Raw genomic sequence first — 25,931 nt, 5'->3', positions numbered from 1 at the left:
GGAAACCATCAATGAAAAAAACATTTTTATTTGCTGCCCTGGCAGCTTGCTTAAGCACTCCCGCATTGGCCAAAGATTACATTCACAAATGGTGTGCGCCTGAAGAACCTGCGGCTCCCGTTATGGTGGCGCCTGCACCAGCACCTCAAGTTGAGCGTATCAATCTGGCCGCCGATGCCTTGTTCCAATTCAACCGCTCGTCTGTGAAAGACCTGCTGCCGCAAGGCCGCGCAACATTGGACGACCTGGCCGCCCGTCTGGTCAGCCGCCAAGCGCACATCGACAGCATTGCCCTGGTGGGCCATACCGACCGCTTGGGCAGCGAGCAATACAACTACAACTTGGGCTTGAAACGTGCAGAAACCGTGAAAGCCTACTTGCAGGAAAAAGGCGTGCAAGACCCTATCAGCACCCGCAGCGCCGGTGAAACGCAACCGGTTACCACCGACTGCCATGGCACCCGTGCAACGGCGGCTTTGAAAGCCTGCCTGCAACCTGACCGCCGCGTAGTGGTGGAAATCACTGGCACAACCTCTGTTGCGCAATAATCGCGCGCTCAAATCCCTTGGTTTGCTTTTGCTTGAGCCAAGGGATTTTTATTGGAATTTAAAAGCAGCCTGAGACCTTTGCAAAATTCCCCAAAATCCCCTAAATTCCCACCAAGACATTTAGGGGATTTCTCATGAGCACCTTCTTCCAGCAAACCGCACAAGCCATGATTGCCAAACACATCGACCGCTTCCCACTATTGAAGTTGGATCAGGTGATTGATTGGCAACCGATCGAACAGTACCTGAATCGTCAAAGAACCCGTTACCTTAGAGACCACCGCGGCCGCCCCGCCTATCCCCTGTTGTCCATGTTCAAAGCCGTCCTGCTCGGACAATGGCACAGCCTCTCCGATCCCGAACTCGAACACAGCCTCATCACCCGCATCGATTTCAACCTGTTTTGCCGTTTTGACGAACTGAGCATCCCCGATTACAGCACCTTATGCCTGGAAGTAAGCGTTTGATGCAGCAAAGGCTACCTGAAAATATTTGAACGAATAGTTTTCAGGTAGCCCCAACAAGGATTGAATACAATGAATCAGATTACAAAAACCCTCCTCCTCACAGCCTTGGCCGCCGGTTTGAGCAGCCAAGCCGCCGCCCGCGACGTGCACCACCGCTGGTGTGCCGAAGAAGCGCCTGTTGCGCAACCCGTTGTGGCAGCGCCGCAAGTTGAGCGCATTAACCTCTCGGCTGATGCCCTGTTCCGCTTCAACCAATCGGATGCCGCCGATATGTTGCCTGAAGGTAAAGCCACCCTCGACCGCTTGGCCGAAAATCTCGTTAGCCGTCAAGTCCATATCGACAGCATCGCCCTTACCGGCCACACCGACAGCCTCGGCAGCGAGCAATACAACTACAACCTCGGCCTACAGCGTGCCCAAACAGTGAAAAACTATTTGCAGGGCAAAGGCGTACAAGCCCCCATCAGCGTGGCCAGCGCCGGCGAAAGCCAGCCAGTTACCACTGCGTGTACCGGTACCCGTGCTACTGCGGCTCTGAAAGCCTGCTTGCAGCCCGACCGCCGCGTTACCGTGGATATTTCCGGCACAGCGGCACAATAGTAGTTAAGCCGGTTGGAATTGAGGCTACCTGAAACTCAGCAGAGCGGAATTGCCGCGAAGCTGAAATTTCGGCATAAGTAACAAATTTACTGCTGAAAATTTATTTTTCAGAAAAAGAATCCTTAATAAACTTTATTTTGTTGGCTTTACTCATGCCGTGATGACACGCCAAATGCCGCTTTAACCCGGCAAATGCACCATCAAGCAGATTGGTGGTGTTTGGGATGTTCAGATCGGGATGCTCTTCAAACACAAATAGGTTGCCCATGTTCCGTTTCAGGCTGAAATATGCGCTGCGTAGTCTTGGGTGGGTGTAGTGGGATTTGCCCGTTTCGGGGGTTCTTTGTGCGTTCGTTGAAGAAGTCTTTGTGCTGTTCGAACCATGCTTTCAGGCTGATTTCAAAGTCGGCTCTGCGGCTGTTTTTCAACGTCCGTGCCAAGTGCCACAGCTCTTTGCCTGCTGCCGTTTGCGGGTTGCGCGTCAGGTAGCGGCCGACGGTTTTGACTTGGTGGAAATGGCAAAGTTGTACGGGGATATCGGGGAACAGTTGCAGCAAACCCTTACGGCCGTCGCAGACGATGCTTTGTATTTCAATGCCTTTGGCTTTCAGGCTGCCGATGGCTTCGGCGTAAAGGGCGTTGGTTTCGTTTTTGACTTCGGTAACAGAAAGCGCTTTGCCGCTGATGCTGTCGAACAAAACCATGATGCCGAAACGGTGTCCGAAGTAGGTGGTGTCCATCACGACGTTGGCGCATTGGGGCGCGGCAAACTGCGCTTTGGGCGCGGCTTTTTTGAGATGGCGCAGGATGGTTTGGCGGCTGCATCCGTAGGCGGTGGCAAGCTGTGCAGCGGTTTGTTTGCCTGCGGTGTAGGCTTGCCATAGTGCTTGCGGGTTTATCCGTCTGCCGCCGTTGAAATACTTATTGCAGCATTGACATTTGTACTGTTGGATGCCCTGATGCTGTCCGTTCTTTTTGACCTGTTTTGAGCCGCAGAAAAAGCATTTTTTGTGTTCAAAACCTTTGACTCCACTTAAAGCCTTGCAGCATAAGGCTTGCAGCGGGTTTTAGCAGTAAATTTGTTACTTATGCCGAAATTTCAGGCTGCCATTCTCGCGCGGTATGCTGCTTGCCGTTCCGCCGCGCTGGCGTATTTCTTGGGTCTGCCACCTTTGCGTGCGACGGGCGGTTTGGGCGTTTCAGGCTGCCTTTGGCTATGGTTTGGCAAGCTCGGCAAAACTTCGGTGTATTCTGCTTCAATCACATCATCGTTTTCAGGCTGCCTAAACATGGTTAGGGGAATACGCCGATTGGAGCGTATGGGCGATTGCCAACGAGCATCGTAGGCAAAGGCAGGGGTTGGGGCTAGGGAAAGGGCGAGTAGTGCGTCTGTGGCGTTGTGGGCGCGCGTATGGGCGAATGGGTGGAGGTTCGCTGTATGCGGTGTCGGCATCATCGTTCACTTCGTAGCGAGCTTCGTATTCATCCGCTTCATCATCCCAAGTCTCTGCCGCAAAATTGCTGGCGGTAATGTCTATCCCTTTGCCACTGCCGCCAAAGAAAACCTGCATCGGTTGGCGCATTTCGTTTGGCTCGTTAGGCTCGGCGGGTAATTGCCCCAGTATCTCGCGCTCAATCAAATAATCTTGAAACGGCGCACCTAATCTACTCACCAATCGGGGGATGAGCCGATTACTCAATTCATGCAAAAACTGATTTTCGTATTCCAATTCCATGCACTCACGCTGCCAGTAATGCACTTCTTGGCGCGATTGGTCTTTTTGCAGATTGCGAATGCCCAAATACAACAATCCGCTCATACTGCCTAATGCGATGATGGCGGGCAATAAATCCATCGTGTTCATGTTACGCCCTCCACTTTTTTGTTACGAAACATGGGATTTTGCGGGGTTTCGTAACGGTTTCGTAACGCTTTGAATAGGGTAGGGCGGAAAAACAGAGGTTTCGTAACAAGTTTCGTAACAAATTTTTGGATTTCGTAATGCGGTTTCATCACAGAAAAGCCAAGTTTCGTAACGCTCAAAATAGGTTTTGTAACAAGATGCGCAACAGAACAGCGCAAATGATGCGGGCAAGATGAGCCCAAGGAGATGAGATTCATGGCGAATGCCTTGCCAGTTTGCCATGCACCTTGCGCTCGCGGTGGCATTCTACAATGCCCATTTCTTTCAAATCGGCGCGCGCTTGTTCGTAATTGCGGCGAGAAAAGCCTAAGTTCGCCGCTAAATCCTTGGCGGTAAGGCGTATCCAACCATCACGCTCAACTTGTTCGCTTTCAGGCTGCCCGCTCGCCCAATCCGTCCACCGGTGCAACAACGAGAGCAAATCGCGGGCGTAGTGTTTTTTGCCGAGCAACGCTTGATAGTCGTCATACACAATGCGGAACGACTGTTCAAGGTTTTGCGTGAGCAGGTTAAAGGGCATATCCATCAGCGCCCCCCCTTTAAGCGTGCTACACTCGTACCCGTTGCGAATAAGCAGCGAAACGCGCCCGCAGGGTGGCTGGGGCGGTGGCGTGGAGCGTGGCGGTTGGGGTAGGGGGTGGGCATGATTATTCCGTAGCAGAGGCGGAAATATCGCTGTCTTTACTATATAAAGACAAATCAACAGATAATTTTCCCCGTGTGAGATTTTCCAAGCGGTAGGCTTGTTTTTCGGGAATAACATCGCCCCATTGCGAAATCGCAGATGGGCTAACGCCTAGTGCTTGTGCGGCTTTTACAAATGAGCCGTAGTATTTTTTAACATCAGATTTCAACATGGTAGCTACTTTTGAAATTCATAAAATTTAAATATTCTTAAATTTTACACATAAAGGAAACTTAAATCAACATTGGTTACTATCGCCGCTTGCAAATTTAGAATGGGGTTAACACAGTGCAAGCAACAACAATAGGACAACGAATTAAGCAAAAAAGAAAAGAACTGCACTTAACGCAAGCCGATTTAGCAAAAAAAGTTCAGGGGGTTTCGCACGCAGCAATTTCACAATGGGAAACTGACATCACTAAACCAAACGCAGAAAATTTGTATGATTTATCGCAAATTTTTAAATGTGATTTTGTCTGGTTGCTGCGTGGAGAAGGAGAAAATATAACCCCGCATAAGATTGAAAATGTTACGAAAATACCTGTTTTTCGCTACGATGATTTAAAAAATTGGGATAGTACTCGGATTATTAACCATACAGAAACCGAGTACATTATGTCTGAAATTAATCATTCCGAATTTGCGGTTGCATTCAATATTATTGATGACTCCATGACCCCTGATTTTCTAGTGGGTGATTTAATTGTAATAGACCCCAAAGTTCGCCCTTTACCAGGGGAATTTGTTTTAGCTAGAAGTGGGGAAACGACGTTGTTCAGAAAATTCAAAGCTAATGAGTTGGATTTGGGAAATGAACAGTCGTTTTCGCTTATCTCTCTAAATGATGATTATGCTTCGTTGTCGTCTAGTAATCATGAAATTGAGATAATTGGCACAATGATTGAGCATCGGATTTATCGGCGTAAACGGTAAGTAAAAAGGCAGCCTGAAAACATTTTCAGGCTGCCTTTTAATTGCGCTTAAAGTGCAAGTTGATTGGGTAAGCAATCATAAATAGCAGCGAATTGCTCGCGTGTTTTTGCTTGTGGTCTTGTTCCCACTTTCTCAATTTGAGAGAGCGCAGCTTGGCTGATACCTGCTTTTTCTGCGGCTTGCGCTTGGGTTAAACCACGATAGATGCGCCATGCTGCGATTGCGCTAACTTCTTTTTCGCTCATGATTTTTACAATATCATGGGGAATGGTTACATCGTCAAACTCAGTCGCCTTACTAGGGATGTCTTCCCATTTTTCATCGCTATTATCGTCAATTAAACGGCGGTATTCATCAATAGGCAAAATTACAAATTGAGTTTCGCCGTGTTTGTCGTGAATGTATTGTACGTTCATATTTTAGGCTTCCTTTGTTAAGGCAGGGCTTGCGCCCTGCTGATTGGTTAATGCTTGTAGTTTGTTGTGGTGCGCCGTTTCACTTGCATAATATTGATGATTTTCGGCTCACCATCTATTACTTCAAAGAATATACGGTAATCGCCGTGTCTTATCCGATACTGCTTGCCGCTCAAATGCTTTACGTCTGCTTTACGTCTAAATAAAAGCCATCAGGAAAGGGAAAATCTTTCAACATGGCGACTTTTGCTTCTATTGCCGCGCGGTAGCGCCTATCTATTTTTAAAAATTGGCGCGTTGCTCTTGGATGCCAAACAACATTGTTCTCCATAACTGCCTTTCTACATTGTTAATCACAGCATAAATCATAAGATAATAATCTTATGCGGTCAAGCATTTTCTTATTTCAATATAAGAAAATTTGCCATCTGCCTATTTCCCTTTGCCCGAAATCGCGTAAAAACAACACCGTAAAATTAAATTTAAGAAATCTTAAAATAATACTTGCGCTATTATTTAAGTTATCTTAAAATTTCACATATCAAAGCAGTACCCCAGTTCTTTAACAATTCGGCAAACGTATCAACCACCCGATGCTTGGTCTTTATCAAGATTGGCGCGCTCCTTTCGTCTTTTTGCGCGGCTTCTTTTTGTGGCTCGGCAGAAATTTTTTCGCTATGAAACGCGGCTAATCTTGTGTGGCTTATCGGTGAAATGCGTATCAAAGGTTGCAGGCGGCATCCAATCCGCCTTAATCAGAATGCCGTGCATACGGGTAGCGCGAGTGCGTCCGTGAACAGGCGGCAGTTGGACGTATCTTTTAATCGCGGCGTATCCGCGATGTGGGGCAAATCTACGGACGCGCCCTAACGCAGTTTCCCTGCCTTCGGGCATAGCCTGCGCACCCTTTGCCGTGGCGTGTTTTGCGCTCGGCTGGGGATTTGTTTTTCATAGCAAACGGTTTCAGGCTACTTTTGGGTTTTTGAGTTTTAGTGGCAGCCTGAAAATCGTTTTTGAGTGGTTTTCACACCCAAACCTGTTTGGGCTGGTTGAAGCTGGTTTGGGTGTGGGAATGTTTGAGGGGATACATGGATGAGATTGAAGAGATTTAATATTAAGTCGGCTGTATTGCTGGCTCTTAATAGCACTTGGCTAAATATGGTCGCAGAAATCATTATTCTCTTTTTAGTTGCTCATTTTATTTTAGAACTCGTATTCATGGTCTTATTATGGCTTGGGTGATGGATATTCATCCATTTTCCATGGGCATCTTTCTGTTGTGTGAAAAGGTTTGAGATTAGGAAACTTAATCTTAACACGGACGGTTAGATGCTCGCCTTTCTTGGGTAGTTTGAGAATTTTGGTTTTTCAAACTACTTTTATGTTTTCAACGGGTATCAAAGCCACCCCAACGGCAGTGGAAAGCCAAAACATTGTGTGCGGTCGTGGAAAACCGAAAAACATTGTGGCAGCGATACCCCCTTTCAGGCGGTCTGAAAATCAATACATCGATTTCAGGCTGCCTTTCCTTTTTCTCAACTAGGAGATTTTTATGAAATCCAAACTCGCCATTCTATTAACCGCCGCGCTGCTCGCACCCGGCATAGCATCCGCTGCGCCCGCCAACCCCGCAACCCAGCCTGATTTGCTCACAGGCGACACTAAACTCGCCTGCGAAGCCATTTTGTGCTTATCCAGTGGCACTCGCCCCAGCGAGTGCAATCCGTCTTTGCAACGCTATTTCAGCATTCATCACAAGAAACCGCACAAAACAATTCAAGCGCGGGAGAACTTTTTGAACCTTTGCCCCACATCTGGCGAGAAGGGCATTAAAGAGTTAAATCGCGCCTTGGCAAATGGTGCAGGGCGATGCGATGCCCAAGAGTTAAATCGTGTGATGCGTCGCACCATTACCGTGCGCGAGTGCAAACCGGTTGCCAATAAAAGCGTTATGGGCAGCAGGGGCAATCGCAAACCCGTGCAAGAGTGCCAAGATGTGCAAAAAGTGGTGGTGCTCAATGCCAAACCATCCTACTGCTCCGCCTATCACAACCACGAATGGACGCGCGTAAGCGACACCGTGAAATATGTGGGCGACCCGAAACAAGGGGGCAAATGGGTGGATGTAGGGCAGTAAAGTAACACTAAGAAAAGGCGAATACATGAAAACTACTGAAGAGAAAATATCATGCGATATACACCACTATAAGCAAACCTTGCGCGAATTTTATTCAAATGCAGCAGCTATTTTGTTGGCTGCAGTAATAGGTTCTGCACTCGTTATTTGCTTTGATATATCCATAGATACCAAAGTAACTTTGGTAAAGTTGCTGATGGGTTGTGGAGTTGTGGGGATTCTTGCTGTTGTGGTGCAGTTTGTGCGATTCGCTAGTAAGAAAAGATAAAGATTTAACTCCTGCTGCGGTTTGTTTCTTCTTCCGTAGCGCTTTACGCCGCCACGATGGGCATATCGTTGGCGGCTTTTTTTGCTTTCAGGCTGCCTGAATGCTGTTGTTTGCAATGCAAAAACCATTTTCGAGCTCAAAGTAGTTTTTTTGTTGTGAATATGAACTTTGAACTGAGAAAGGTTTTTTTGAAATGAAAGAAGTGCATTTTGTTACCCAATCCAAAGGTGGCGTAGGTAAATCCTTTGTAGCTATGTTGTTGGCGCAATATTTGCAAGACCATGCGGAAGACAAACTTTTTTGCTTTGACACCGACCCTGATAATCCAATTTTTGCAGGATACCAAGCATTAAAGGCTAAATACATCAATATTAAAGCGGATGACCGCCCTGTGATTAACATCAAAAAATTTGACGGTTTGTTAGACACTTTAATTGATGATAAGGGCATTGCTGTGATTGATACAGGCACATCTACTTTTGACCCGTTGATGACCTATATCGCCGAAGCGAATGTGGATGCGATGTTAATCAATGAAAACGTGCGCATGGTGATGCACGTTCCGCTTAATGGCGGGCAAGCGAAAAACGAATGTATTAAGGGGTTGGCGCGGGTGTTAAGCAGCATTGATGCGCAAGTTATCGTTTGGCTCAACGAACATTTACATGGTGAGATTCAAGAACAAGGTAAACCGTTTGAAGAGTTTGAAATTTGCAATGCCTACCGCAACAAAATTGCAGGCATTGTTCGCATTCCAGTAATGAATGCAGATACCTATGGCGATGATATTAAACAAATGACAGAACACAATGTTACGTTCCATGAAGTTGCTAAAAGTGCTGATTTTGGACGTTGGACGCGCACCCGTTTAGCAGAGTTTCGCAACATCATTTGGGCGGAGTTAGACCGAGTGCCTTTTCTTGCCAGCCAAGCGTGGCACAAGAAACACACTTTGCCCGAAGCGGATAAGCCAGCATGAATGCAGATGCAAAACCTAACACGAAGCTGAAACTCTTGAATGCCGATGAAATCAGCACGGCGGTTTATCACCGCGCAGGGTTGAAAGTTGAACCGCATGATGTATCCATCCGCGATATGTTAATCATGCAAGCCATGTTTGCGACCGTAATGGAAAACATCCAAAAGCAGCAAATCGCACAGTTCCAACACGATATAGCCCATTTTCAGGCTGCCCTAACCGAAACCGCCACGCCGATTATTGAAGCCAGCGAAGAGTTGCAAGAGCTCAAAGCGGAAATTATTAAAGAGATTCTTGCCAGCAACGCCAAGACACAGCAAGCAAACGAAGTCAAGTTGTACAGCCAAATCAGCCAACGTTTGCAACAACAAACCCAGCAGCATATCCAGCAACACTGGACACGGTTTTCAGGCAGCCTGAAAACGCTTTTGCTACTGGGTTTTGTTGTACAAAGCGTTTTGCTGACGATTGTAATCGTAGTGAGCCGATAGAAAGGAAGCGTAAGTGAATAGCGAAACCTACAACGTCGCCCAAGCCGCTGCCTATCTCAAATGCCACCCCGAAACGGTGCGCGAAATGATACGCAGCGGCAAACTCGTTGCCGCCAAAATCGGGCGTAGCTATTGCATCCGCAAAATCCATCTTGACGCACTGATTGCCAGCAACGAGAATGAAACCGTGCAGGCATTGGCTCGCAGCAGGAGTAGACAACAATGCCCATCTATCAACGAAAAAGCGGTGTCTGGTACATTGACATTCGGGCACCGAGCGGCAGCAGAATTAGACAATCTACTGGCACGCAAAACAAACAGGAAGCACAAAGGCTGCACGATAAATTGAAACACGATTTATGGCAGCAAGAAAAGCTAGACCAAAAACCACCGAGATTATGGGAAGAAGCCGCCTTGCGCTGGCTGCATGAAAAACAGGAAAAGAAAAGCATCCAAAGCGATATTTGCCGGTTGCGCGGACTTTCCATGTTTAAAGGTATCTATCTGCACAACCTAACGCGCGATTTGGTGATGCACAGTATCGCAAAAACCATGCAGGGCAAAGCCAACGCCACCAAAAACCGCTATTTGGCTTTGGTACGCGCCATTCTGAACAAAGCAGCAAACGAATGGCTATGGATAGACAAAGCCCCCAAAATTACCCTATACCGCGAACCCAAACGCCGCATCCGCTGGCTCACGCCTGCCGAAGCCGAAAGGCTCATCGCTGCGTTGCCCGAATACATGGCAGACATGGCAACATTTAGTCTTGCCACAGGATTACGGCAAAGCAACGTTATCAATCTGCGCTGGCAACAGCTAGACTTGCAACGCGGCGTAGCATGGGTTGATGCCAGTGAAAGCAAATCGGGCAGGGCGATAGGCATTGCGCTCAATCAAACTGCCCTTAATGTTATCCAAAAACAAATGGGCAAACACAAAGAATATGTGTTCACCCATAGCAAAGGACGGCGGTTACACAGTATCAGTTCGCGCATTTGGCGCAACGCCCTAGCTGCCGCAGGCATCAGCGATTTTCGTTGGCACGACCTGCGGCATACATGGGCTAGCTGGTTGGTGCAAAAAGGCGTTCCGCTCAATGTTCTGCAAGAAATGGGCGGATGGGAAAGCATAGAAATGGTGCAACGGTATGCCCACCTTGCCCCTGAGCATCTGCATCGCCACGCAGCTTTGCTGGATGATTTGGCTTTTACCCAAGACACAAAAGACACAAATTGGGCACACGAAAATAATCCGTCAGCCAAAGAAAAAAGCCTAAACGATTGTTTAGGCTTTGAAAAATCTGGTGGGTCGGGTGGGGTTCGAACCCACGACCAAGGGATTATGAGTCCCCTGCTCTAACCCCTGAGCTACCAACCCGAGTTAGAAAAAACGCGGATTATAGGGGGTTTTCAGGCTGCCGACAAGCTGGCGGCGCAAAGCAGTATAATTGCTCCCTTTTGCGCAAGGAAGGGATATGGAAAGCATCAAAACGCTTGTGCTGGTACTCACGCCCATGTTTGTCGGCTTTGCCATCCGCCTGCCCAAGCCGTATCTGAAAATGCTGGACCGCATGCTGGTGTGGCTGGTGTATGTGATTTTGCTGCTTATCGGTATCGGCTTGGCGCAGGTGGGCGGGCTGTGGTCGCTGTTGAACGACATCGCCTTGCGCGTGGCGTTGCTGTTTACGCTGCTGATGGTGTGCAATCTTGCCATGCTGTGCGCGTTTGATGGCGTGTTTCCGTGGCAACAGCGCGCGCAGGCGGCGCATGGCACGCATCACGTGGACATGACGGGCGGTATCAAGCAGGTGGCGATGGTGGTGCTGGGGGTGGCTATCGGCAAGCTATTGCCGCCTGCGCTGCTGCCGCCTGATTTTGCAGCAACGGGCGCGCTGATGCTGTTGATTTTTGTGGTGGGAATGCAGTTGCGCGGGGCGGGCATTGCGCTGCGCCAAGTGTTGCTCAATCGGCGCGGTTGGCAAACGGCGCTGGTGTTTATGCTTTCTTGCGCAGTTTCAGGCTGCCTCTTTGCGTGGATGCAGCCTGAAATATCGTTGGCGCAGGGCTTGGCGATGTCGTCGGGCTATGGCTGGTATTCGCTTTCGGGCATTGTCATTACCAGCGCGTATGGGGCGCAGTGGGGCAGCGTTGCCCTGCTGAACGATTTGCTGCGCGAATTGTTTGCGCTGCTGTTTATCCCGATGATTATGCGGCGGTTTCCCAGCGCGGCGGTGGGCGTGGGCGGGGCAACTAGCTTGGATTTCTCCCTGCCCGTTATCCAGCAGTCGGGCGGCTTGGCGGCGGTGCCCGTGGCGATTAGTTTTGGGTTTATCGTGAACCTTGCCGCGCCGATTTTGATGGTGGTGTTTTCGGCGATGAGGTAGTCTTTCAGGCTGCCTTGAATGCGATAAGGCAGCCTGAAAACCACACCCGCCCCTTTCTCAGCCAAGCAAAAAACCTATATAATTCACTCTTCTAAACAAACGTTCACATCGCCTCCCATCATGTCTCCAACACACACAACCGACTCACTTATCGCTTACGCCTCCGCCGAATGGAACAAATCCACCCTGCCCGCCGAACTGTTTGCAGGGCAGCGCGTGCCCGAACACACATGGGCGCGCTACACGCTGCACACAGGCAGCCTGAAAATCCGCGAGCTATCCGCGCAAAACGACATCATCGCCGAACATGAGCTGTGCACCGAGCAACCCAGCGTGCAGCTTGCGCCCGATAGCGAATACCAACTCGCCCAAGCCAGCGACGACGTGCGCGTGCAACTGGATTACCACACCACCGCCGCGCATTACATCTCCCTGCGCTACGGCCTAACCGCCACCCACAGCAAAGTCATCCGCGCCGTGGAGCAGCATCATGTTGCCCCCTGCAAAACGCTGGACATGGGCGCAGGGCAGGGGCGCAACGCGCTGTATCTCGCCTTGCAAGGCTTTGACGTAACCGCCGTGGACACCAACCCCAATGGGCTGGCGAACATCGCCCAAATCGCCGCCGAAGAGCGCATCCCCGTCCGCACCGAGCTATACGACCTCAACCAAGCCGCGCTGCAAGAGGACTACGGCTTTATCGTCTCCACCGTAACCTTTATGTTCCTAGAACACGACCGCGTGCCCGCCATCATCGCCGATATGCAAGCGCACACCCAAAGCGGCGGCTACAACCTCATCGTCTGCGCGATGGACACGCCCGATTACCCCTGCCCGATGCCGTTTTCGTTCACCTTCCAAGAAAACGAATTGCGCGGCTACTACGCAGGCTGGGAACTGCTTGACTACCGCGAAGAACTCGGCGCGATGCACGCCAAAGATGCCCACGGCAACCCCGTACAGTTTAAATTTGTGAATATGTTGGCAAGAAAGCCGTGAGGCTGAGGCAGCCTGAAAAGCGGTTTTTCCCGTTTCAGGCTGCCTGATTGTTGTTCAATATGGTTGTAAACAGTATGACGCGCACGCCCCAAAGGCAGCCTGAAACCAGCAAACCAACCCCAACCCCCAACCCCGAAAATCATCCCCTAACCCGCCGCCGCTTTTTGCTCACCACCGCCGCCCTCGCTACCCCCGCCCTTTTGCACGCAGGCGCGCAACGCGAAGAAACCCTGTCCGACGACGTCGCCAGCATCATGCGCCAATCCGTTGAAAACGCCAGCCCGCCGCGCCTCGTGTTTGACCGCCCCGCCGAAGGGCAACGCTGGCTCAACGAAATGTCCGCCCGCCTCGCCCGCTTTATCGACAGCGAGCTTTACCGCCGCCGCCTGCTGGTGATGATTCAATACGAAGCCAGCCGCGCTGCGCTAGACCCGCAAATCATCCTCGGGCTAATCGAAGTGGAAAGCCGCTTTCGCCAATACGCCATCAGCAACGTGGGCGCAAAAGGGCTGATGCAAGTGATGCCCTTTTGGCAACGCTACATCGGCAACGAAAGCCACAACCTGTTTGACGTGCGCACCAACCTGCGCTACGGCTGCACCATCCTGCGCCACTACGGCAACCTAGAAAACGGCAACCTCGTGCGCATGCTCGCCCGCTACAACGGCAGCTTAGGCAGCCTGAAATACCCCAACGCCGTGCTCGGCGCATATCAGCGCAACTGGCAATGGCAAGGCAGCGAACCGCCGCCGCAAACCCCCAGCCAACCCGCCGCCAACGCCTCAGGCACCGCCGTATAAGCGCGCTGCCCCAAAGGCAGCTTGAAAACCCATCCGACCACCACCCCGAAAAGGAGTTCCCATGGCACAAGTCCATATCCCCAGCCAAGCCCAACTCATCGCCCCGCAAGTGGAATGCGACTGCATCGACAGCACCCACGGCAAAGTGCTCAGCGGCACCACCGCATGGGAAGCCTACGTTGCGCTCACCTCCGAAACGCCCAAAATATTCGCCCTCGCACTGCGCGCCCGCAACGCCGTCGCCCGTCTGCTCAAAGCCGAAGCAATCAGAGGTTTTGCGGAAAAAAACCCCGACCGCGCGCCCAAAGCCGACGATTTTGTGGATTTTTTCCAAGTAGTCGGCGTAAACAACAGCCAACTGGTGCTGATGACGGAAAACGACGACCGCGCCGTTATGCTGTCGCTGGACATCACCTGCCCCGCCGCCGGCGCGCCGCCCACCCAGCTGGATGTTACCCTGTCGGGGCAGGCATACAGCAAAACAGGGCATTTCCAAATATTCTTTATGAACGTGTTTTACGGCATCGTTATGAAGCAAATGCTCGCCAACATTAAAGGCTACCAAAAACAGCATCCGCCCAAACCCAAAGCCGAAAAGAAATTTGACGACCCGTTGGCGGGGTTGTGATGCTTGCATCGCGTAAACATTGAGGCAGCCTGAGAACGGGATTTCTCGTTTTCAGGCTGCCTTTTATCGCGCCGTGCCTAGCGCAGGGTAGGGCGGTCAATTGCTACGTTTGCCCCGCGCGGCTGTGCTCATCCGCCACCGCTCTTGCCGTTTCGCTGTCCAATTCGCTTAACACGCCTTGCTTCATGGAGATAACCCGCTCGGCGTGGTGGAAGTATTTGTCGTCGTGGCTGATGGCGAAGATGGTGCTGCCGCTTTGCTTTAACAGCGGCAGCAGTTGTTCGTAGAAAATGCGGCGAAATTGGGGGTCTTGGTCGGCAGCCCATTCGTCTAGGATGATGATGCTGCGGTTTTCCAGCGCGGCGGCGAGCAGCCCGAGCCGTTTTTTCTGCCCTTGCGAGAGTTTGCTGTTGAGGATTCGATTTTGTTCTATTTTGACTTTTTCGTCTAGCTGCAAATGGGCGAGCCATTGGTTGATTTGGGCTTGGGCGGCATCTTCGCCGATGCCGTCCACCAGTTGTTCAAAAATGTGGAAATCGGTGAACACGCTGGCAAACAGTTGGCGGTAGGCGGGGCGGTTTTCAGCGGTGATTTCGGTGTCGTCCACGAAGATTTTGCCTGATGCGGGGGTGTACAGCCCGGCAAGCAGCATGGAGAGGGTGGATTTGCCTGAGCCGTTGCCGCCAATCAGGAACAGGGTTTCGCCGCGATGGATGGTGAGGTTGATGGGTTGCAGGGCGAAGGTTTGCCCGCCTTGCTGCGGGTAGGCGTAGGTGATGTTTTCCAGGCGGATGGTGCGCCAGTTTTCAGGCAGCCTGAAATCGCTGTGGAAGGGAGTGGCGTAGTCGGCGAGCCCTAAATCGGCAAGGGCTTGCAGGGCGACTTTGCTTTGGGCGAGCAGGGGGAATGCGCTAACGGCGGAGGCAAGCGGGGCGCGCATGAACAGTAGGGTCATGGTGAGGGCGGCGGCATCGGTGTTGCTTGCCCAGTGGTGGTAGCTGGCAAGGTAGTAGATGATGCCGACGGTGGCGAGCATGATGCTGTTGCCCCAGTTGAGGGCGAGGGCGTGGTAAGCATCGGCGCGGATGTGGGTGTCGCGGCGTTCGGCGGCGGCGGGCAGAAATTCTTGCTGGTAGAAGCGTTCGGCGCGGTAGCGGTTGAGGGTGAGTTCTTTGTGGCCGTTGAGGCTGGTTTCGTAGTGGCGTTGGATTTCGTCTTCGCTGTGGCGCATTTGGCGGAAGCTGGCGAAGTGGCGTTGTACGACAAAATGGGTGCCCGCTATCATCAGCAGCATCATCAGCAGGGTAACGGCGAACAGTTTGGGCGACAGCGCGAGCATATAGGCGCAGCAGGCGAGAACAAACAATGCGCCTTGCACCAGCTCGGGCAGCCGTGTAAACGCAAACGACAGGCTGCGGATGTCGCTGCCGAGGCTGGCGAGGATTTTGGGCTTGCCAATCAGCTGGATTTGTTCTTCGTGCGAATCCATGATGCGTTTGACGAGCTGGGTTTGCATCTGGCACACGAAGTTTTGCCCGATTTTGGCAAGGTGGATTTGGGCGTAGTTGGCGGCGATAAAGTAAAACGCGACCAGCAGCAAAAAGGGCAGCAGCCCGCCGCCGTTGCCTTGCAGCAGATAGCGGTTGATATACGACAAAATGCCGATGCCCAGCGCGCCCGACAGGGTGGTGAGCGCGAGCATCTGCAAAAACGGGCGGCGGTGTTGGGTGTAGATGAGTTTGAGCAAATCCATGGCGACGGGCGCGGTTTCAGATTGGGGAGAGCGGATTTTAGTGGAAAAAGCGTTTTCAGGCTGCCCTAATTGGGCGGGCAAAGGCAGCCTGAAAACGAACAATGGGGCAACACAATAGAAAAGCGCGCAAACAGCAAGCAGTGAATGTTTGATAAAATGCCGCCTGATTTTTCAGGCTGAAATCTTTTCAAACCCCCAAATCTATCCCGCCATTGTCATTCCCGCGCAGGTGGGAATCCGGGGGAAATCCAGTAACAGATTGTTTTTATATAAAATGACGAATATTGCGCAAGGTTCCTGTTTACAGGAAGCAACGCACTTTGCTTTCAGGCTGCCTTTTAATCCAACAAACCGGCAGGCAGCCTGAAAATCCACATTCAAGAAAGAACCGCCATGACCGCATTCACCGAACTGGGCTTAGGACACGAAATCTGCACCGCCCTAGCCGAACAAAACTACCAAACCCCCACCCCCATCCAAGCCGCCGCCATCCCCAAAGCCCTAGCAGGGCACGACCTACTCGCCGCCGCGCAAACAGGCACAGGCAAAACCGCCGCCTTTATGCTGCCCAGTCTGGAACGCCTGAAACGCTACGCCAACGCCAGCGCATCGCCCGCTATGCACCCCGTGCGGATGCTGGTGCTCACGCCCACGCGCGAGCTCGCCGACCAAATCGACCAAAACACGCAAAACTACATCAAAAATATGCCCCTGCGCCACACCGTGCTGTTTGGCGGCGTAAACATGAACAAGCAAACCGCCGATTTGCGCGCAGGCTGCGAAATCGTCATCGCCACCGTGGGGCGGCTGCTTGACCACGTTAAACAAAAAAACATCAATTTGGGCAAAGTGGAAATCGTGGTGCTGGACGAAGCCGACCGCATGCTGGACATGGGCTTTATCGACGACATCCGCACCATCATGCAAATGCTGCCCAAGCCGCGTCAAACACTGCTGTTTTCCGCCACCTTCGCCCCCGACATCCGCAAGCTGGCGCAAGACTTTATGAACGCGCCGCAAATTGTGGAAGTCGCCGCGCAAAACACCACTAACGCCAACGTGGAAGAACACGTCATCTCCATAGACAGCCACCGCAAACGCGAGCTGTTGGAGCGGCTGATTGTGGATTTGAACATGAACCAAGTCATCGTGTTCTGCAAAACCAAACAGTCTGCCGACCAAGTGGCGCGCGATTTGGTGCGCCGCGGGCTGTCTGCCAACGCCATCCACGGCGACAAATCGCAGCAAACGCGGCTGGACGTGCTCAACCAGTTCAAATCGGGCGAGTTGCGCGTGTTGGTGGCAACAGACGTTGCCGCGCGGGGCTTAGACATCGCCGAGCTGCCCTTTGTGGTGAACTACGAACTGCCCACCCAAGCTGAAGATTATGTGCACCGCATCGGGCGCACAGGACGCGCGGGCGCGGACGGCGTCGCCATTTCGCTGATGGACGAGACCGAGCAAAAAATGTACGAAGCCATCAAAGCCCTAACCGGCAACGAATTGCCGATTTCGCGCATTGAAGGCTTTGAACCGCGCTGGGAGCAAGCGCAGGCGGAAGGCAGCCTGAAAAACGAAAACAGCCCGCGCGCCTCATCGCGCCGCAGCGACCGCGAGCCGCAAGAACGCGGCGACAAAAACGACCGCCGCACCTCATCCCGCAACGAACGCAGCGGCCGCCACCAAGAAATCCCCACTGTGGATGCCAGCAAAATCCCACCGCGCACCAGCAGCCGCCGTCGTGGCAGAGAACGGCGCACTTGCGCGTTGTTGCAACGCAATTTTGGCGTGGAAGCGTAGTTTCAAAACAACACAAGTAGGGTGTGTGGCTTGCCACGTACCGTTGTTAAACATTGCATAACCACACCTTACGCTGATTGCTATTTGTTCCCAAATAAAGGCAGCCTGAAACTCGCTTCGCTCGTTTTCAGGCTGCCTTCTATTGCCCATACTACACATCCTCCACATCCACTACCTCAATCCCCAACTCGCGCAGCCGCTGTGCAAACAGCCCGCTGCCCGCCACCAGCTTCCCCGTAAACGAGCCATCGTACACACAATTCACACCGCAAGTTGGGCTGCGCGATTGCAACACCGCATGGCTAATCTTGCGTTGTCCAATCGCCGCAATGGCTTGCGCCACCCCGTGCTGATAAATCTCGTGCACATCGCGCCCCGAACATTCCGTTACCCTGCCGTTGATGAGTTCCGCAGGTTCGCGCGGCGTGGGCAAGCCCGCCAGTACTTCAGGGCAAATCGGCAACACTTTCTTCCCCGCTAAATACGCCGCCGCGCGTGCGCTGTAATTGTTCTTGCCGTTGAATTTGCAGTTTTCGCCCAAAATGCACGCGCTCACCAGTATGCAAGGCTGTTCGTCTTTCATATTTCGCTCCGTTGAATGGCGTTTCAGGCTGCCTTGGCTTGCGCCATCAAAAAATCCCCTTGCGCCGTTTGCGCACACCCAGCTCCACGCCCGTGCGCCGCTTAATCTGCGCCCGCGTGGGCTGACCATATTCCAGCCACAGCCGCAGCTGGCGAAACGTTGCCGCATCCGTTGCATCGTAAAACACGCATTGCCAAAACGCCGCATCCATCGTCTGCCAATGGATAAAACACACCCAGCGCGTGGCAAGGCAGTCTGAAATCGGCTGCGCGGCAAAGGCTTCATCGCCGATAAACACCGCCGCAAAGCCCTGATTGTCCACCGCCAAGCGGTGCACAGCGTAACGCGGTTTGCGCCACGCCCACGCGCAGCACGCCACAACCGCCACCAGCAACCCCCATTTCAGGCTGCCGGAAAAGTAAGCGCACACCGCCCCAACCAACAGCGCGGCATAGCCCAAAGCCAAGCCGCGCTGGATGCGGGAGGGAACAAAATCCGCGCGAAACGCCTGCATCGCCGCTACGCCATGTTGTCAAACACGGGCGTGATTTGCAGCTCCGCCTCTTCCAAATCCAGCACCGAATCGTGCACTTCCAGCTCAAAAAACTGCCAAAACGTTTCCAAATCCAAGTTTTTCGGATAGGTGGATTCGTCTAACGTCCAGCCCGCCAGCTCGGCTTTGAAAATGCCCAAATAGCGCTCGTCAAAATACGCCACCGCTTCTTCGGGTTCTTCAAACACGGGAATCAAAAACACGCTGCAATTAGCCCGCAGCTGGGCAAGGGTTAAATCGGGCATATCCTCTTGCGTGTTGTTTAGCCATGCGAGGAAATGTTCGGTGGGTTTGAGCACCACCGCGCTGCGGTCCACGAAATACATAAATAATCCTTAAAAAGAGCGGCATGAGGCAGCCTGAAAACAGATAAAGGAAAAGCAGCTAAAAATAGCTGCTTTTGGATTTGGTGCCGACAGCGAGACTTGAACTCGCACGAGCTAGGCTCACTACCCCCTCAAGATAGCGTGTCTACCAATTTCACCATGTCGGCGTAAAGTTTACTTTTTGTTTTGCTTGCCAGCGGGTTTGGCATGTTTGTTTTTGCCGGCGTTGTTTTTGTTTTTAGCCGGTTCGGCTTTTTTGCTGTTTTCTTTTTTAACAGCGGGTTCGCTGGCTTGTTTGGCAGGCTCGCTGGCGTTTTCTGCACTGGCGACTACGGGCGCAACCGTTGCATTTTCCGGAACGGTCTGGCTGGCAGATGTTGCGCTTGCTGATGCAGCAGCGGGAGCGGTTTGTTGTGGCAATGCAGGCTGTGATGCAACCGAGACAGAACCAGCGGGAGCAGATGCGGCAACAGACGCAGTTTGTTGCACGTTGCTGAAATCAATGCCCTTATTGCGGTTGCCGCTGTGAACATAGCTCAAAGCCAAGCTGGATACGAAAAAGATGGTTGCAAACAAAGCCGTCATGCGGCTGAGAAAGTTTGCGTTGCCTGCTGAACCAAATACGCCTTGTGCACTGCCTGAACCACCAAAACCTGCGCCTGCATCTGCGCCTTTGCCTTGTTGCATCAGAACAAGGCAAACAACGCTGATAGACGAGAAAATGTTGATAACAAGGATAAGTGTTTTAAAGGCTGCCATTGGGTTTATTGTGTGTTTTGTGCGGCTTGGATGATGGCAGTAAAGGCATCGTATTTGAGCGATGCGCCACCAACAAGTGCGCCGTCAACGTGGGGAACGCTAAAAATTTCGGCGGCATTGGTATCGTTTACGCTGCCGCCATAAAGAACGCGGATATTAGCATCGTTGCCACACAATGACAAGATTTCGTTGTAAATAAATGCGTGCATATCGGCAATTTGTTCTTTTGTTGCGACTTTTCCCGTGCCAATCGCCCATACGGGTTCGTAGGCAACGGCGAAATTTTGGGTTTTAAGCCCTTTGAACACGGAGAGTTGGTAGGCGACGGCTTCTTTTTCGCGCCCGTCTTCGCGCTCTTTCAGGCTTTCTCCCACGCAAAGCAGCGGCAGCAGACCCACGTTTAATACGTTTTCTATTTTCAGGCGTTGCACGTCGTTTTTTTCGTTGAAATAGAGGCTGCGTTCGGAGTGTCCGATGAGCACAATGTCCACGCCTACATCGCGCATCATTTCGGCGGACACTTCGCCTGTGTATGCGCCTTTGTCGGGGAAGCGGCTCACGTCTTGGGCGCAAACGTGGATTTTGTTGTCTAGCACGATTTGCACGGCGTTGTGCACTTGCAATAGGTAAACGGTGGGCGGGGTGATGCCGATGCAGACGTTAGACGCGGCGGGCAGTTGGCGCAGTTTGTGAACGAGGTTGTTGTTGTTGTGGAGCTGCCCGTTCATTTTCCAGTTGCCGATAACCCATTTTTGTTGCCAGATGTTGATTTCTTGTTCCATGATTTTTCCTTTGTTGAGGCAGCCTGAAAGTGTTGGCTGCGGGAATTGTAGCGCAATTTGCCGTTTTCAGGCTGCCTTTGTTGCGCGAAGCAGGCAGCCTGAAAATTTTGCCGCGCCACTCTTGAAAACTGAAAAATGCCCCCTATCTAGCAAGCCATCAAGGCGCGGCAATCTTTTCAGGCTGCCTGAAATGCCGCGCACCATTTTTTTATTGCATAAGGAGCAAAACATTATGGCAAAAGTCATTGGTATTGATTTAGGCACAACCAACTCATGCGTCGCTATTTCCGAAGGCGGCACAACCAAAGTGATTGAAAATGCAGAAGGCGCGCGCACCACGCCATCCATCATCGCTTATTTGGACGGCGGCGAAATCTTGGTGGGCGCGCCCGCCAAACGCCAAGCCGTAACCAACGCCAAAAACACCATTTACGCGGTAAAACGCCTGATTGGTCATAAATACGAAGACAAAGAAGTGCAGCGCGACATCGAATCCATGCCGTTCAAAATCGTTAAAGCCAAAAATGGCGACGCATGGGTGGAAGCGCAAAGCAAAGAGCTGTCGCCCCCGCAAGTTTCCGCCGAAGTGCTGCGTAAAATGAAAGAGGCAGCCGAAGCCTATTTGGGCGAAAAAGTAACCGAAGCGGTGATTACCGTGCCGGCTTATTTTAACGACAGCCAACGCCAAGCCACCAAAGATGCGGGCCGCATCGCGGGTTTGGACGTGAAACGCATCATCAACGAGCCGACTGCCGCCGCATTGGCGTTTGGCATGGACAAAGGCGACAGCAAAGACCGCAAAATCGCCGTGTACGACTTGGGCGGCGGCACATTTGATATTTCCATCATTGAAATCGCCAACATCGACGGCGACAAACAGTTTGAAGTATTGGCCACCAACGGCGATACTTTCTTGGGTGGCGAAGACTTTGACCAACGCATTATCGACTACATCATCGCCGAGTTCAAAAAAGAGCAAGGCATTGATTTGAAAAACGATGTGATGGCATTGCAACGCTTAAAAGAAGCGGCGGAAAAAGCCAAAATCGAATTGTCCAGCGGGCAACAAACCGAAATCAACCTGCCGTACATCACCATGGATGCCGCCGGTCCAAAACACTTGGCGATGAAAATTACCCGCGCCAAATTTGAAAGCCTGGTGGAAGATTTGATTCAGCGTTCCATCGAGCCTTGCCGCACCGCGTTGAAAGATGCCGGTTTGAGCGCAAGCGATATTGACGATGTGATTTTGGTGGGCGGTCAAAGCCGTATGCCCAAAGTGCAGGAAGCGGTTAAAGACTTCTTCGGCAAAGAGCCGCGCAAAGACGTGAACCCTGATGAAGCGGTTGCCGTGGGCGCGGCGATTCAAGGCGAGGTGTTGAGCGGCGGGCGCAGCGATGTGCTGTTGCTGGACGTTACGCCGTTGTCGCTGGGGATTGAAACCATGGGCGGTGTGATGACCAAGCTCATCAATAAAAACACCACCATCCCCACCAAAGCGTCGCAAGTGTTCTCCACAGCGGAAGACAACCAGCCTGCGGTAACCATTCATGTGTTGCAAGGCGAGCGCGAGCGCGCTTCCGCCAACAAATCGCTGGGGCAGTTTAACTTGGGCGACATCGCGCCTGCGCCACGCGGCATGCCGCAAATCGAAGTTACTTTTGACATTGACGCGAACGGCATCCTGCACGTTTCCGCCAAAGACAAAGGCACCGGCAAAGCGGCAAACATCACCATCCAAGGTTCTTCCGGTTTGAGCGAGGAAGAAATCGAACGCATGGTGAAAGATGCGGAAGCGAATGCGGAAGAAGACAAAAAACTGCACGAGTTGGTGCAAAGCCGCAACCAAGCAGAAGCGTTAATCCATTCTGTGAAAAAATCGTTGGAAGAACACGGCGATAAGCTGGACGCTGCGGAAAAAGAGAAAATTGAAGCGGCGGTGAAAGCGGCCGAAGAAGCGGTGAAAGGCGACGACAAAGCGGATATTGACGCGAAAGCCGAAGAATTGGGCAAAGCGAGCCAAAAATTAGGCGAGATTGTGTATGCCCAAGCGCAGGCGGAAGCGGAAAAAGGCAGCGCAGAAAGCGCAGCATCATCGGATAAGAAAGATGATGATGTGGTGGATGCGGACTTTACCGAAGTGAAAGATAAGTAAGCATCGCGTGATGCTTGCATGAATAGGCAGCCTGAAAACGGGAAAAAGCGTTTTCAGGCTGCTTTTACAATGGCTTCAAACAATCTGCCAACGGATTGCCAGCAGACATTCGTTTGAACTCTGCTGCTTCATTTTGGCTTTGATATTATCGGTCAGCCGTTGCCGCTCTTGGGCGATGGCTTCTTCGCGTTCTTCCAGCGTGCGGCGCAGTTTGCGCACTTGGCGGTGCAGTTTTTCTTGAAGCTGTTGCGATGCCAAGATTTCCGCGCTGTCGGTTAAGGCAGCAGCGCGGCGTTTTTCCTGTTTTTCTGCCGTTTTGGCATCGGCGATTTCTTTTTCCAGCGCGGCGGTTTGGTCTTCTTCCCAGCGCATCAGTCGGATGCTGGCCTCTTGAATTTGGCGGTCGGCGATGCCTTTTTGCTGCACTTGGGCTTGAGCAAGATGGTTTTGGGCAAGCGTTTTCAGGCGAGCGGGCGGGGTAGCTTTGGCTTTCAGGCTGCCTGAAAGCGAGAGCAGGTGGCGGCAAAAATCATCATCGAGCGTATCGCCGCTGTCGGTAAAGGCGGTAAAAACCAGCGTTTCGGTGGCGGCGGCTTCGCTTTTGGCGGTGAGTTTGTCTAAGCGCAGCCAGCCGCTTTGTCCGTGGCGCGCCTGCATATCGCTGATTTTGTCACTGTGGCTGCTGTAATCAAACACAATTTCGGCAACATCGGCACTTTGCGCTTTGGCGTGGCTGATGCACCATTCACCAAGGGCGGTGTTGGGGCGCAGCGGCAGGCTTTTTCCGTCGGTTTTTAAGCTGTACCGGCCTTGTTTAATGTCGGGCAGCGGCGGTCGGGTAAGGTTCAGACGGCCTGTACCGCTTATCTCGCCGCGTTCTTTTAAAACATATTGCACCAGCCGCCAAAACCAGATTTCGGCTTGGCTGAGCTGTTCTTTGGTTTGGGCATGGCGCATTTTCAGGCGTTCGCGCACGTCTTGGTCGAAAAATTTTTGCAGTTTCTGCGCCGTTTGCTCCATGCGCTCGTTGATGGCGGCTTCCAATTCTTTTTGCAAATGGTTAAACGCGGTTTCGATTTCTTCCGGGCTGCGGCAGGTGTCGAAAATACGGGCGACGCGTTTTTCAAAATCAAGGTCGGCATTTTCCACGCGTCCCAAAATATCGTTGGATGCGCCGAACAGGCCGTCAAACAGTTGGAATTTTTCGGTGAGCAGCTCCAAAATGCGGCGGTCGGCTTCGTTGCGCTTGTTTAAAAAATTCATCACCACCACGTCAAACTTTTGCCCGTAGCGGTGACAGCGGCCGATACGCTGCTCCACGCGCTGGGGATTCCACGGCAAATCATAATTCACCAACAGCGAGCAAAATTGCAGGTTTACGCCTTCGGCGGCGGCTTCAGTGGCAATCATAATCTGCGCGTCGTATTTGAAACGGTCGATGAGTGCGGCGCGTTTGTCGGCGGAAACCGCGCCGGTGATGCGGCTTTGGTTGTCGGGGTTGTGCAGCCATTGTTGATAAGCATCATTGGCGGCGGCATCGCTGTTGCTGCCGTTGAACAAGACGGTTTGCCCCGCGTAGCCGTGGCCGGCAAGAAAGCGGGCAAGATGCTCTTGGGTGCGCGTGGATTCGGTAAAGATGATGGCTTTTTGCGCCGCGCCGAGTTTGGCCATTTCGGCAAAACCGGTTTTGAGTGCTTCGAGCAGGGCTTGGGCTTTGCTGTCGGTGCCGAGACAAAGCTGTTCTGCTTGCCGGACAAACGCGTCAATTTGCGTGATTTCTTCGGCAAGCTGTACGGCATTGACGGTTTCGGCTTCACTGTGGTGCGTGTCTTGCTCCACACACCCTACGGATTCTTCTTCGTCTTCTTCCCAATCTTCAGCATGGCTTTGCCAGTCTTCGCGGTCAAACAATTCAAGCGGCGCGGCGGCTTCGGCGGCATGGTTTTGCAACACCAGCAGCCGCTTGCGGATTTTTTGCAGCGTATCCAATACGGCATAAGGGCTTGACGCTAAAAGCTTACGCAAAATCAGCGCAATCAGATGACGCTGGCGGCGCGGCAGGGCGTAGCTTTCTTCGCGCTGCAAAAAGGCGGAAATGTTTTGGTAAAACGCCTGCTCTTCGTCGGTAGGCTCAAACTTTTGGGTAATGGCATGGCGGCGCGTGTAGGAAACGTATTCTTCCACATCGCGGCGCAAAGTGCGGCAGACAAAGCCCACCAGCCGCTCCTGCAAATCGGCGGTATTGTTTTGGCGCACAAAATCGCGCTGAAACTGCTTTTGGCTGCCGAACAGATACGGGTCGAGAAACTGCGACAAGCCATACAGCTCCATCAGCGAATTTTGCAGCGGCGTGGCGGTGAGCAAGAGTTTTTTGCAGCCGGCAAACGCCCGCAAAAGTGCTTTGCCAGTTTTGTTGTTTTCCTTGTGGGTGTTACGCAGCTTGTGCGCTTCGTCCAAAACCACGCAGTCCCAGCCTTTTAGCTGCAAGGTGTCGGCAAACTTGGCGGCAAACTGATAAGACACAATCCACACGCCGTCTGAAAGGTCTTCAGACGGCCTTCTTTCGGCAATGTATGAGGGCAGGGCAAATTTTTCGCGCAATTCTTCCTGCCATTGTTTGCGCAGGGACGACGGGCATACCACGAGCAGCCGCCGTTTTCTTTCCGCCCAAAGCTGGCAAAGCGCCAAACCTGCTTCCACCGTTTTGCCCAAGCCTACTTCATCGGCAAGCATCACGCCCTCATGCAGCGGATTTTTCAGGGCAAAGAGGGCGGCTTCGATTTGGTGCGGATTCAAATCCACTTGCGCACTCATCAGCGCATTGGTCAAATCGCCCGCGTCGTTGTTGCGGCTCATGCAGGATAGCGCGTGGGCGAAGTATTTGGCTTGGTGGGGCGTGGTGTTCATGCGGTTTTTTCCAAGATTTTTGCAAATAGGGCAGGTTGGTTTGGTACGTGT

Annotated in this window: 30 protein-coding genes, 2 tRNA genes and 3 pseudogenes; 16 read left to right on the top strand and 19 right to left on the bottom strand. The window is 52.2% G+C overall.

From position 1 onward, the window contains the following. The first annotated feature begins 11 nt into the window (after positions 1-11). The 3 genes and pseudogenes from JDW22_RS05495 (at position 12) to JDW22_RS05485 (ending at position 1,615) form a co-directional block, all read left to right on the top strand. A complete protein-coding gene (locus JDW22_RS05495; RefSeq protein WP_003799013.1) occupies positions 12-548 on the top strand; it encodes an OmpA family protein in 537 nt (178 codons plus the stop codon). 134 nt (positions 549-682) lie between these two features. Next, positions 683-997, top strand: a pseudogene (locus JDW22_RS05490) (transposase); the annotation flags it as partial. 87 nt (positions 998-1,084) lie between these two features. After that, entirely contained in the window at positions 1,085-1,615 is a 531-nt protein-coding gene (locus tag JDW22_RS05485; protein WP_200522210.1) for an OmpA family protein, read from the top strand. A gap of 100 nt (positions 1,616-1,715) precedes the next feature. On the opposite strand, the gene JDW22_RS14215 is transcribed toward JDW22_RS05485, so the two are convergent. From JDW22_RS14215 to JDW22_RS05455, 7 genes are all read right to left on the bottom strand, one after another. Further along, a complete protein-coding gene (locus JDW22_RS14215) occupies positions 1,716-1,883 on the bottom strand; it encodes a hypothetical protein (RefSeq protein WP_456237525.1) in 168 nt (55 codons plus the stop codon). Next, positions 1,861-2,568 (bottom strand): IS256 family transposase, variant Zn-binding type, encoded by a 708-nt coding sequence (locus JDW22_RS14210; RefSeq protein ID WP_456237527.1) that lies wholly within the window; start codon positions 2,566-2,568, stop codon positions 1,861-1,863. The genes JDW22_RS14215 and JDW22_RS14210 overlap by 23 nt, the downstream gene beginning before the upstream one ends. 146 nt (positions 2,569-2,714) lie before the next feature. Continuing rightward, entirely contained in the window at positions 2,715-2,906 is a 192-nt protein-coding gene (locus JDW22_RS13665) for a hypothetical protein (protein ID WP_235964926.1), read from the bottom strand. Beyond that, positions 2,899-3,480, bottom strand: a complete 582-nt coding sequence (locus JDW22_RS05470) for a hypothetical protein (protein ID WP_235964923.1) — start codon at positions 3,478-3,480, stop codon at positions 2,899-2,901. Before JDW22_RS05470 ends, JDW22_RS13665 begins: the two co-directional genes overlap by 8 nt. Beyond that, the gene (locus JDW22_RS05465) at positions 3,477-3,737 is read right to left on the bottom strand and encodes a hypothetical protein (protein WP_200522209.1); all 261 of its coding nucleotides are present in this window, start codon (positions 3,735-3,737) and stop codon (positions 3,477-3,479) included. The genes JDW22_RS05470 and JDW22_RS05465 overlap by 4 nt, the downstream gene beginning before the upstream one ends. Beyond that, complete coding sequence (locus JDW22_RS05460) at positions 3,734-4,066, bottom strand: hypothetical protein (protein WP_200522208.1); 333 nt, start codon at positions 4,064-4,066, stop codon at positions 3,734-3,736. Before JDW22_RS05460 ends, JDW22_RS05465 begins: the two co-directional genes overlap by 4 nt. Positions 4,067-4,187: 121 nt before the next feature. Next, the gene (locus JDW22_RS05455; protein ID WP_003799030.1) at positions 4,188-4,397 is read right to left on the bottom strand and encodes a Cro/CI family transcriptional regulator; all 210 of its coding nucleotides are present in this window, start codon (positions 4,395-4,397) and stop codon (positions 4,188-4,190) included. A 116-nt stretch (positions 4,398-4,513) separates the two neighbouring features. Between JDW22_RS05455 and JDW22_RS14090 the strand changes: the two genes are divergently transcribed. Further along, the gene (locus JDW22_RS14090) at positions 4,514-5,158 is read left to right on the top strand and encodes a helix-turn-helix domain-containing protein (RefSeq protein WP_200522207.1); all 645 of its coding nucleotides are present in this window, start codon (positions 4,514-4,516) and stop codon (positions 5,156-5,158) included. A gap of 47 nt (positions 5,159-5,205) precedes the next feature. Here JDW22_RS14090 and JDW22_RS05445 read toward each other — a convergent pair whose 3' ends face one another. The 3 genes from JDW22_RS05445 to JDW22_RS05440 are packed head-to-tail and all read right to left on the bottom strand — an operon-like array spanning position 5,206 to position 5,905. Next, a complete protein-coding gene (locus JDW22_RS05445) occupies positions 5,206-5,574 on the bottom strand; it encodes a helix-turn-helix domain-containing protein (RefSeq protein WP_003799034.1) in 369 nt (122 codons plus the stop codon). A 47-nt stretch (positions 5,575-5,621) separates the two neighbouring features. Further along, the gene (locus JDW22_RS14155; RefSeq protein ID WP_353889257.1) at positions 5,622-5,750 is read right to left on the bottom strand and encodes a type II toxin-antitoxin system RelE family toxin; all 129 of its coding nucleotides are present in this window, start codon (positions 5,748-5,750) and stop codon (positions 5,622-5,624) included. A 5-nt stretch (positions 5,751-5,755) separates the two neighbouring features. Further along, positions 5,756-5,905, bottom strand: a complete 150-nt coding sequence (locus tag JDW22_RS05440; RefSeq protein WP_200522206.1) for a type II toxin-antitoxin system RelE family toxin — start codon at positions 5,903-5,905, stop codon at positions 5,756-5,758. A gap of 1,221 nt (positions 5,906-7,126) precedes the next feature. On the opposite strand from JDW22_RS05440, the gene JDW22_RS05435 reads away from it, so the two are divergent. The 6 genes and pseudogenes from JDW22_RS05435 to JDW22_RS13880 form a co-directional block, all read left to right on the top strand. Next, positions 7,127-7,711 (top strand): TrbM/KikA/MpfK family conjugal transfer protein, encoded by a 585-nt coding sequence (locus tag JDW22_RS05435; RefSeq protein WP_200522205.1) that lies wholly within the window; start codon positions 7,127-7,129, stop codon positions 7,709-7,711. Between the two features lie 25 nt (positions 7,712-7,736). Continuing rightward, entirely contained in the window at positions 7,737-7,979 is a 243-nt protein-coding gene (locus JDW22_RS05430; RefSeq protein ID WP_003793652.1) for a hypothetical protein, read from the top strand. 193 nt (positions 7,980-8,172) lie between these two features. Beyond that, the gene (locus tag JDW22_RS05425; RefSeq protein ID WP_200522204.1) at positions 8,173-8,958 is read left to right on the top strand and encodes a nucleotide-binding protein; all 786 of its coding nucleotides are present in this window, start codon (positions 8,173-8,175) and stop codon (positions 8,956-8,958) included. Further along, a complete protein-coding gene (locus tag JDW22_RS05420) occupies positions 8,955-9,449 on the top strand; it encodes a hypothetical protein (protein WP_200522202.1) in 495 nt (164 codons plus the stop codon). Before JDW22_RS05425 ends, JDW22_RS05420 begins: the two co-directional genes overlap by 4 nt. A gap of 13 nt (positions 9,450-9,462) precedes the next feature. After that, positions 9,463-9,798 (top strand): helix-turn-helix domain-containing protein, encoded by a 336-nt coding sequence (locus tag JDW22_RS13515; RefSeq protein WP_207748819.1) that lies wholly within the window; start codon positions 9,463-9,465, stop codon positions 9,796-9,798. Beyond that, a pseudogene (locus JDW22_RS13880) lies at positions 9,708-10,688 on the top strand (tyrosine-type recombinase/integrase); the annotation flags it as partial. The gene JDW22_RS13515 and the pseudogene JDW22_RS13880, both read left to right, overlap by 91 nt. 65 nt (positions 10,689-10,753) lie before the next feature. Here the strand turns inward: JDW22_RS13880 and JDW22_RS05410 are convergent. Continuing rightward, positions 10,754-10,829 (bottom strand) — tRNA-Ile (locus tag JDW22_RS05410). A gap of 97 nt (positions 10,830-10,926) precedes the next feature. On the opposite strand from JDW22_RS05410, the gene JDW22_RS05405 reads away from it, so the two are divergent. The 4 genes from JDW22_RS05405 (at position 10,927) to JDW22_RS05390 (ending at position 14,262) form a co-directional block, all read left to right on the top strand. Next, entirely contained in the window at positions 10,927-11,835 is a 909-nt protein-coding gene (locus JDW22_RS05405; RefSeq protein ID WP_200522200.1) for a lysine exporter LysO family protein, read from the top strand. A gap of 120 nt (positions 11,836-11,955) precedes the next feature. Continuing rightward, positions 11,956-12,834: an SAM-dependent methyltransferase TehB gene (gene tehB / locus JDW22_RS05400; RefSeq protein ID WP_200522198.1), complete on the top strand. Its 879-nt coding sequence runs from the start codon at positions 11,956-11,958 to the stop codon at positions 12,832-12,834. Between the two features lie 74 nt (positions 12,835-12,908). Further along, positions 12,909-13,634: a lytic transglycosylase domain-containing protein gene (locus JDW22_RS05395; RefSeq protein WP_200522196.1), complete on the top strand. Its 726-nt coding sequence runs from the start codon at positions 12,909-12,911 to the stop codon at positions 13,632-13,634. A 61-nt stretch (positions 13,635-13,695) separates the two neighbouring features. Next, a complete protein-coding gene (locus JDW22_RS05390; RefSeq protein ID WP_003793358.1) occupies positions 13,696-14,262 on the top strand; it encodes a DUF2867 domain-containing protein in 567 nt (188 codons plus the stop codon). 103 nt (positions 14,263-14,365) lie between these two features. Here the strand turns inward: JDW22_RS05390 and JDW22_RS05385 are convergent, their stop codons facing one another. Then, a complete protein-coding gene (locus tag JDW22_RS05385) occupies positions 14,366-16,096 on the bottom strand; it encodes a multidrug ABC transporter permease/ATP-binding protein (protein ID WP_200522194.1) in 1,731 nt (576 codons plus the stop codon). Between the two features lie 312 nt (positions 16,097-16,408). Here JDW22_RS05385 and JDW22_RS05380 point away from each other — a divergent pair, with 312 nt between their 5' ends. Continuing rightward, positions 16,409-17,815, top strand: coding sequence for a DEAD/DEAH box helicase (locus JDW22_RS05380; protein WP_200522192.1), 1,407 nt, complete (start codon positions 16,409-16,411; stop codon positions 17,813-17,815). 151 nt (positions 17,816-17,966) lie between these two features. On the opposite strand, the gene JDW22_RS05375 is transcribed toward JDW22_RS05380, so the two are convergent. From JDW22_RS05375 to tpiA, 6 genes and pseudogenes are all read right to left on the bottom strand, one after another. Next, the gene (locus tag JDW22_RS05375; protein WP_200522190.1) at positions 17,967-18,398 is read right to left on the bottom strand and encodes a DUF523 domain-containing protein; all 432 of its coding nucleotides are present in this window, start codon (positions 18,396-18,398) and stop codon (positions 17,967-17,969) included. A 46-nt stretch (positions 18,399-18,444) separates the two neighbouring features. Beyond that, positions 18,445-18,912 carry a protein YgfX gene (locus tag JDW22_RS05370; protein ID WP_200522188.1) on the bottom strand — a complete coding sequence of 156 codons (468 nt, stop codon included), beginning with the start codon at positions 18,910-18,912 and terminating at the stop codon, positions 18,445-18,447. A gap of 5 nt (positions 18,913-18,917) precedes the next feature. Next, on the bottom strand, positions 18,918-19,277 hold the full coding sequence (locus JDW22_RS05365; RefSeq protein ID WP_200522186.1) for a hypothetical protein: 360 nt from the start codon (positions 19,275-19,277) through the stop codon (positions 18,918-18,920). An 81-nt stretch (positions 19,278-19,358) separates the two neighbouring features. Then, positions 19,359-19,444 (bottom strand) — tRNA-Leu (locus JDW22_RS05360). A 241-nt stretch (positions 19,445-19,685) separates the two neighbouring features. After that, positions 19,686-20,036: pseudogene (secG, locus tag JDW22_RS13655) on the bottom strand (preprotein translocase subunit SecG); the annotation flags it as partial. A gap of 5 nt (positions 20,037-20,041) precedes the next feature. Further along, the gene (gene tpiA / locus JDW22_RS05350) at positions 20,042-20,818 is read right to left on the bottom strand and encodes a triose-phosphate isomerase (RefSeq protein WP_003793376.1); all 777 of its coding nucleotides are present in this window, start codon (positions 20,816-20,818) and stop codon (positions 20,042-20,044) included. 232 nt (positions 20,819-21,050) lie between these two features. On the opposite strand from tpiA, the gene dnaK reads away from it, so the two are divergent. Further along, a complete protein-coding gene (gene dnaK, locus JDW22_RS05345) occupies positions 21,051-22,973 on the top strand; it encodes a molecular chaperone DnaK (RefSeq protein WP_200522175.1) in 1,923 nt (640 codons plus the stop codon). Between the two features lie 75 nt (positions 22,974-23,048). On the opposite strand, the gene JDW22_RS05340 is transcribed toward dnaK, so the two are convergent. Then, the gene (locus tag JDW22_RS05340) at positions 23,049-25,880 is read right to left on the bottom strand and encodes an SNF2-related protein (protein ID WP_200522171.1); all 2,832 of its coding nucleotides are present in this window, start codon (positions 25,878-25,880) and stop codon (positions 23,049-23,051) included. Positions 25,881-25,931: the final 51 nt, after the last annotated feature.

Source organism: Kingella bonacorsii (assembly GCF_016623605.1).
Lineage (GTDB): Bacteria > Pseudomonadota > Gammaproteobacteria > Burkholderiales > Neisseriaceae > Kingella_B > Kingella_B oralis.
The sequence above is the reverse complement of the archived record's forward strand: the minus strand, read 5'-3'. Positions and strand labels throughout refer to the sequence as shown.

Excerpts from the sequence above, each read along its gene's own strand:
- JDW22_RS05495 (WP_003799013.1), top strand. The coding sequence starts at position 12 with ATGAAAAAAACATTTTTATTTGCTGCCCTGGCAGCTTGCTTAAGCACT.
- JDW22_RS05485 (WP_200522210.1), top strand. The coding sequence starts at position 1,085 with ATGAATCAGATTACAAAAACCCTCCTCCTCACAGCCTTGGCCGCCGGT.
- JDW22_RS14215 (WP_456237525.1), bottom strand. The coding sequence starts at position 1,883 with ATGGGCAACCTATTTGTGTTTGAAGAGCATCCCGATCTGAACATCCCA.
- JDW22_RS13665 (WP_235964926.1), bottom strand. The coding sequence starts at position 2,906 with ATGTTTAGGCAGCCTGAAAACGATGATGTGATTGAAGCAGAATACACC.
- JDW22_RS05470 (WP_235964923.1), bottom strand. The coding sequence starts at position 3,480 with ATGAACACGATGGATTTATTGCCCGCCATCATCGCATTAGGCAGTATG.
- JDW22_RS05465 (WP_200522209.1), bottom strand. The coding sequence starts at position 3,737 with ATGAATCTCATCTCCTTGGGCTCATCTTGCCCGCATCATTTGCGCTGT.
- JDW22_RS05460 (WP_200522208.1), bottom strand. The coding sequence starts at position 4,066 with ATGGATATGCCCTTTAACCTGCTCACGCAAAACCTTGAACAGTCGTTC.
- JDW22_RS05455 (WP_003799030.1), bottom strand. The coding sequence starts at position 4,397 with ATGTTGAAATCTGATGTTAAAAAATACTACGGCTCATTTGTAAAAGCC.
- JDW22_RS05445 (WP_003799034.1), bottom strand. The coding sequence starts at position 5,574 with ATGAACGTACAATACATTCACGACAAACACGGCGAAACTCAATTTGTA.
- JDW22_RS05440 (WP_200522206.1), bottom strand. The coding sequence starts at position 5,905 with ATGGAGAACAATGTTGTTTGGCATCCAAGAGCAACGCGCCAATTTTTA.
- JDW22_RS05435 (WP_200522205.1), top strand. The coding sequence starts at position 7,127 with ATGAAATCCAAACTCGCCATTCTATTAACCGCCGCGCTGCTCGCACCC.
- JDW22_RS05430 (WP_003793652.1), top strand. The coding sequence starts at position 7,737 with ATGAAAACTACTGAAGAGAAAATATCATGCGATATACACCACTATAAG.
- JDW22_RS05425 (WP_200522204.1), top strand. The coding sequence starts at position 8,173 with ATGAAAGAAGTGCATTTTGTTACCCAATCCAAAGGTGGCGTAGGTAAA.
- JDW22_RS05420 (WP_200522202.1), top strand. The coding sequence starts at position 8,955 with ATGAATGCAGATGCAAAACCTAACACGAAGCTGAAACTCTTGAATGCC.
- JDW22_RS05405 (WP_200522200.1), top strand. The coding sequence starts at position 10,927 with ATGGAAAGCATCAAAACGCTTGTGCTGGTACTCACGCCCATGTTTGTC.
- tehB (WP_200522198.1), top strand. The coding sequence starts at position 11,956 with ATGTCTCCAACACACACAACCGACTCACTTATCGCTTACGCCTCCGCC.
- JDW22_RS05395 (WP_200522196.1), top strand. The coding sequence starts at position 12,909 with ATGACGCGCACGCCCCAAAGGCAGCCTGAAACCAGCAAACCAACCCCA.
- JDW22_RS05390 (WP_003793358.1), top strand. The coding sequence starts at position 13,696 with ATGGCACAAGTCCATATCCCCAGCCAAGCCCAACTCATCGCCCCGCAA.
- JDW22_RS05380 (WP_200522192.1), top strand. The coding sequence starts at position 16,409 with ATGACCGCATTCACCGAACTGGGCTTAGGACACGAAATCTGCACCGCC.
- JDW22_RS05375 (WP_200522190.1), bottom strand. The coding sequence starts at position 18,398 with ATGAAAGACGAACAGCCTTGCATACTGGTGAGCGCGTGCATTTTGGGC.
- JDW22_RS05370 (WP_200522188.1), bottom strand. The coding sequence starts at position 18,912 with ATGCAGGCGTTTCGCGCGGATTTTGTTCCCTCCCGCATCCAGCGCGGC.
- JDW22_RS05365 (WP_200522186.1), bottom strand. The coding sequence starts at position 19,277 with ATGTATTTCGTGGACCGCAGCGCGGTGGTGCTCAAACCCACCGAACAT.
- tpiA (WP_003793376.1), bottom strand. The coding sequence starts at position 20,818 with ATGGAACAAGAAATCAACATCTGGCAACAAAAATGGGTTATCGGCAAC.
- dnaK (WP_200522175.1), top strand. The coding sequence starts at position 21,051 with ATGGCAAAAGTCATTGGTATTGATTTAGGCACAACCAACTCATGCGTC.
- JDW22_RS05340 (WP_200522171.1), bottom strand. The coding sequence starts at position 25,880 with ATGAACACCACGCCCCACCAAGCCAAATACTTCGCCCACGCGCTATCC.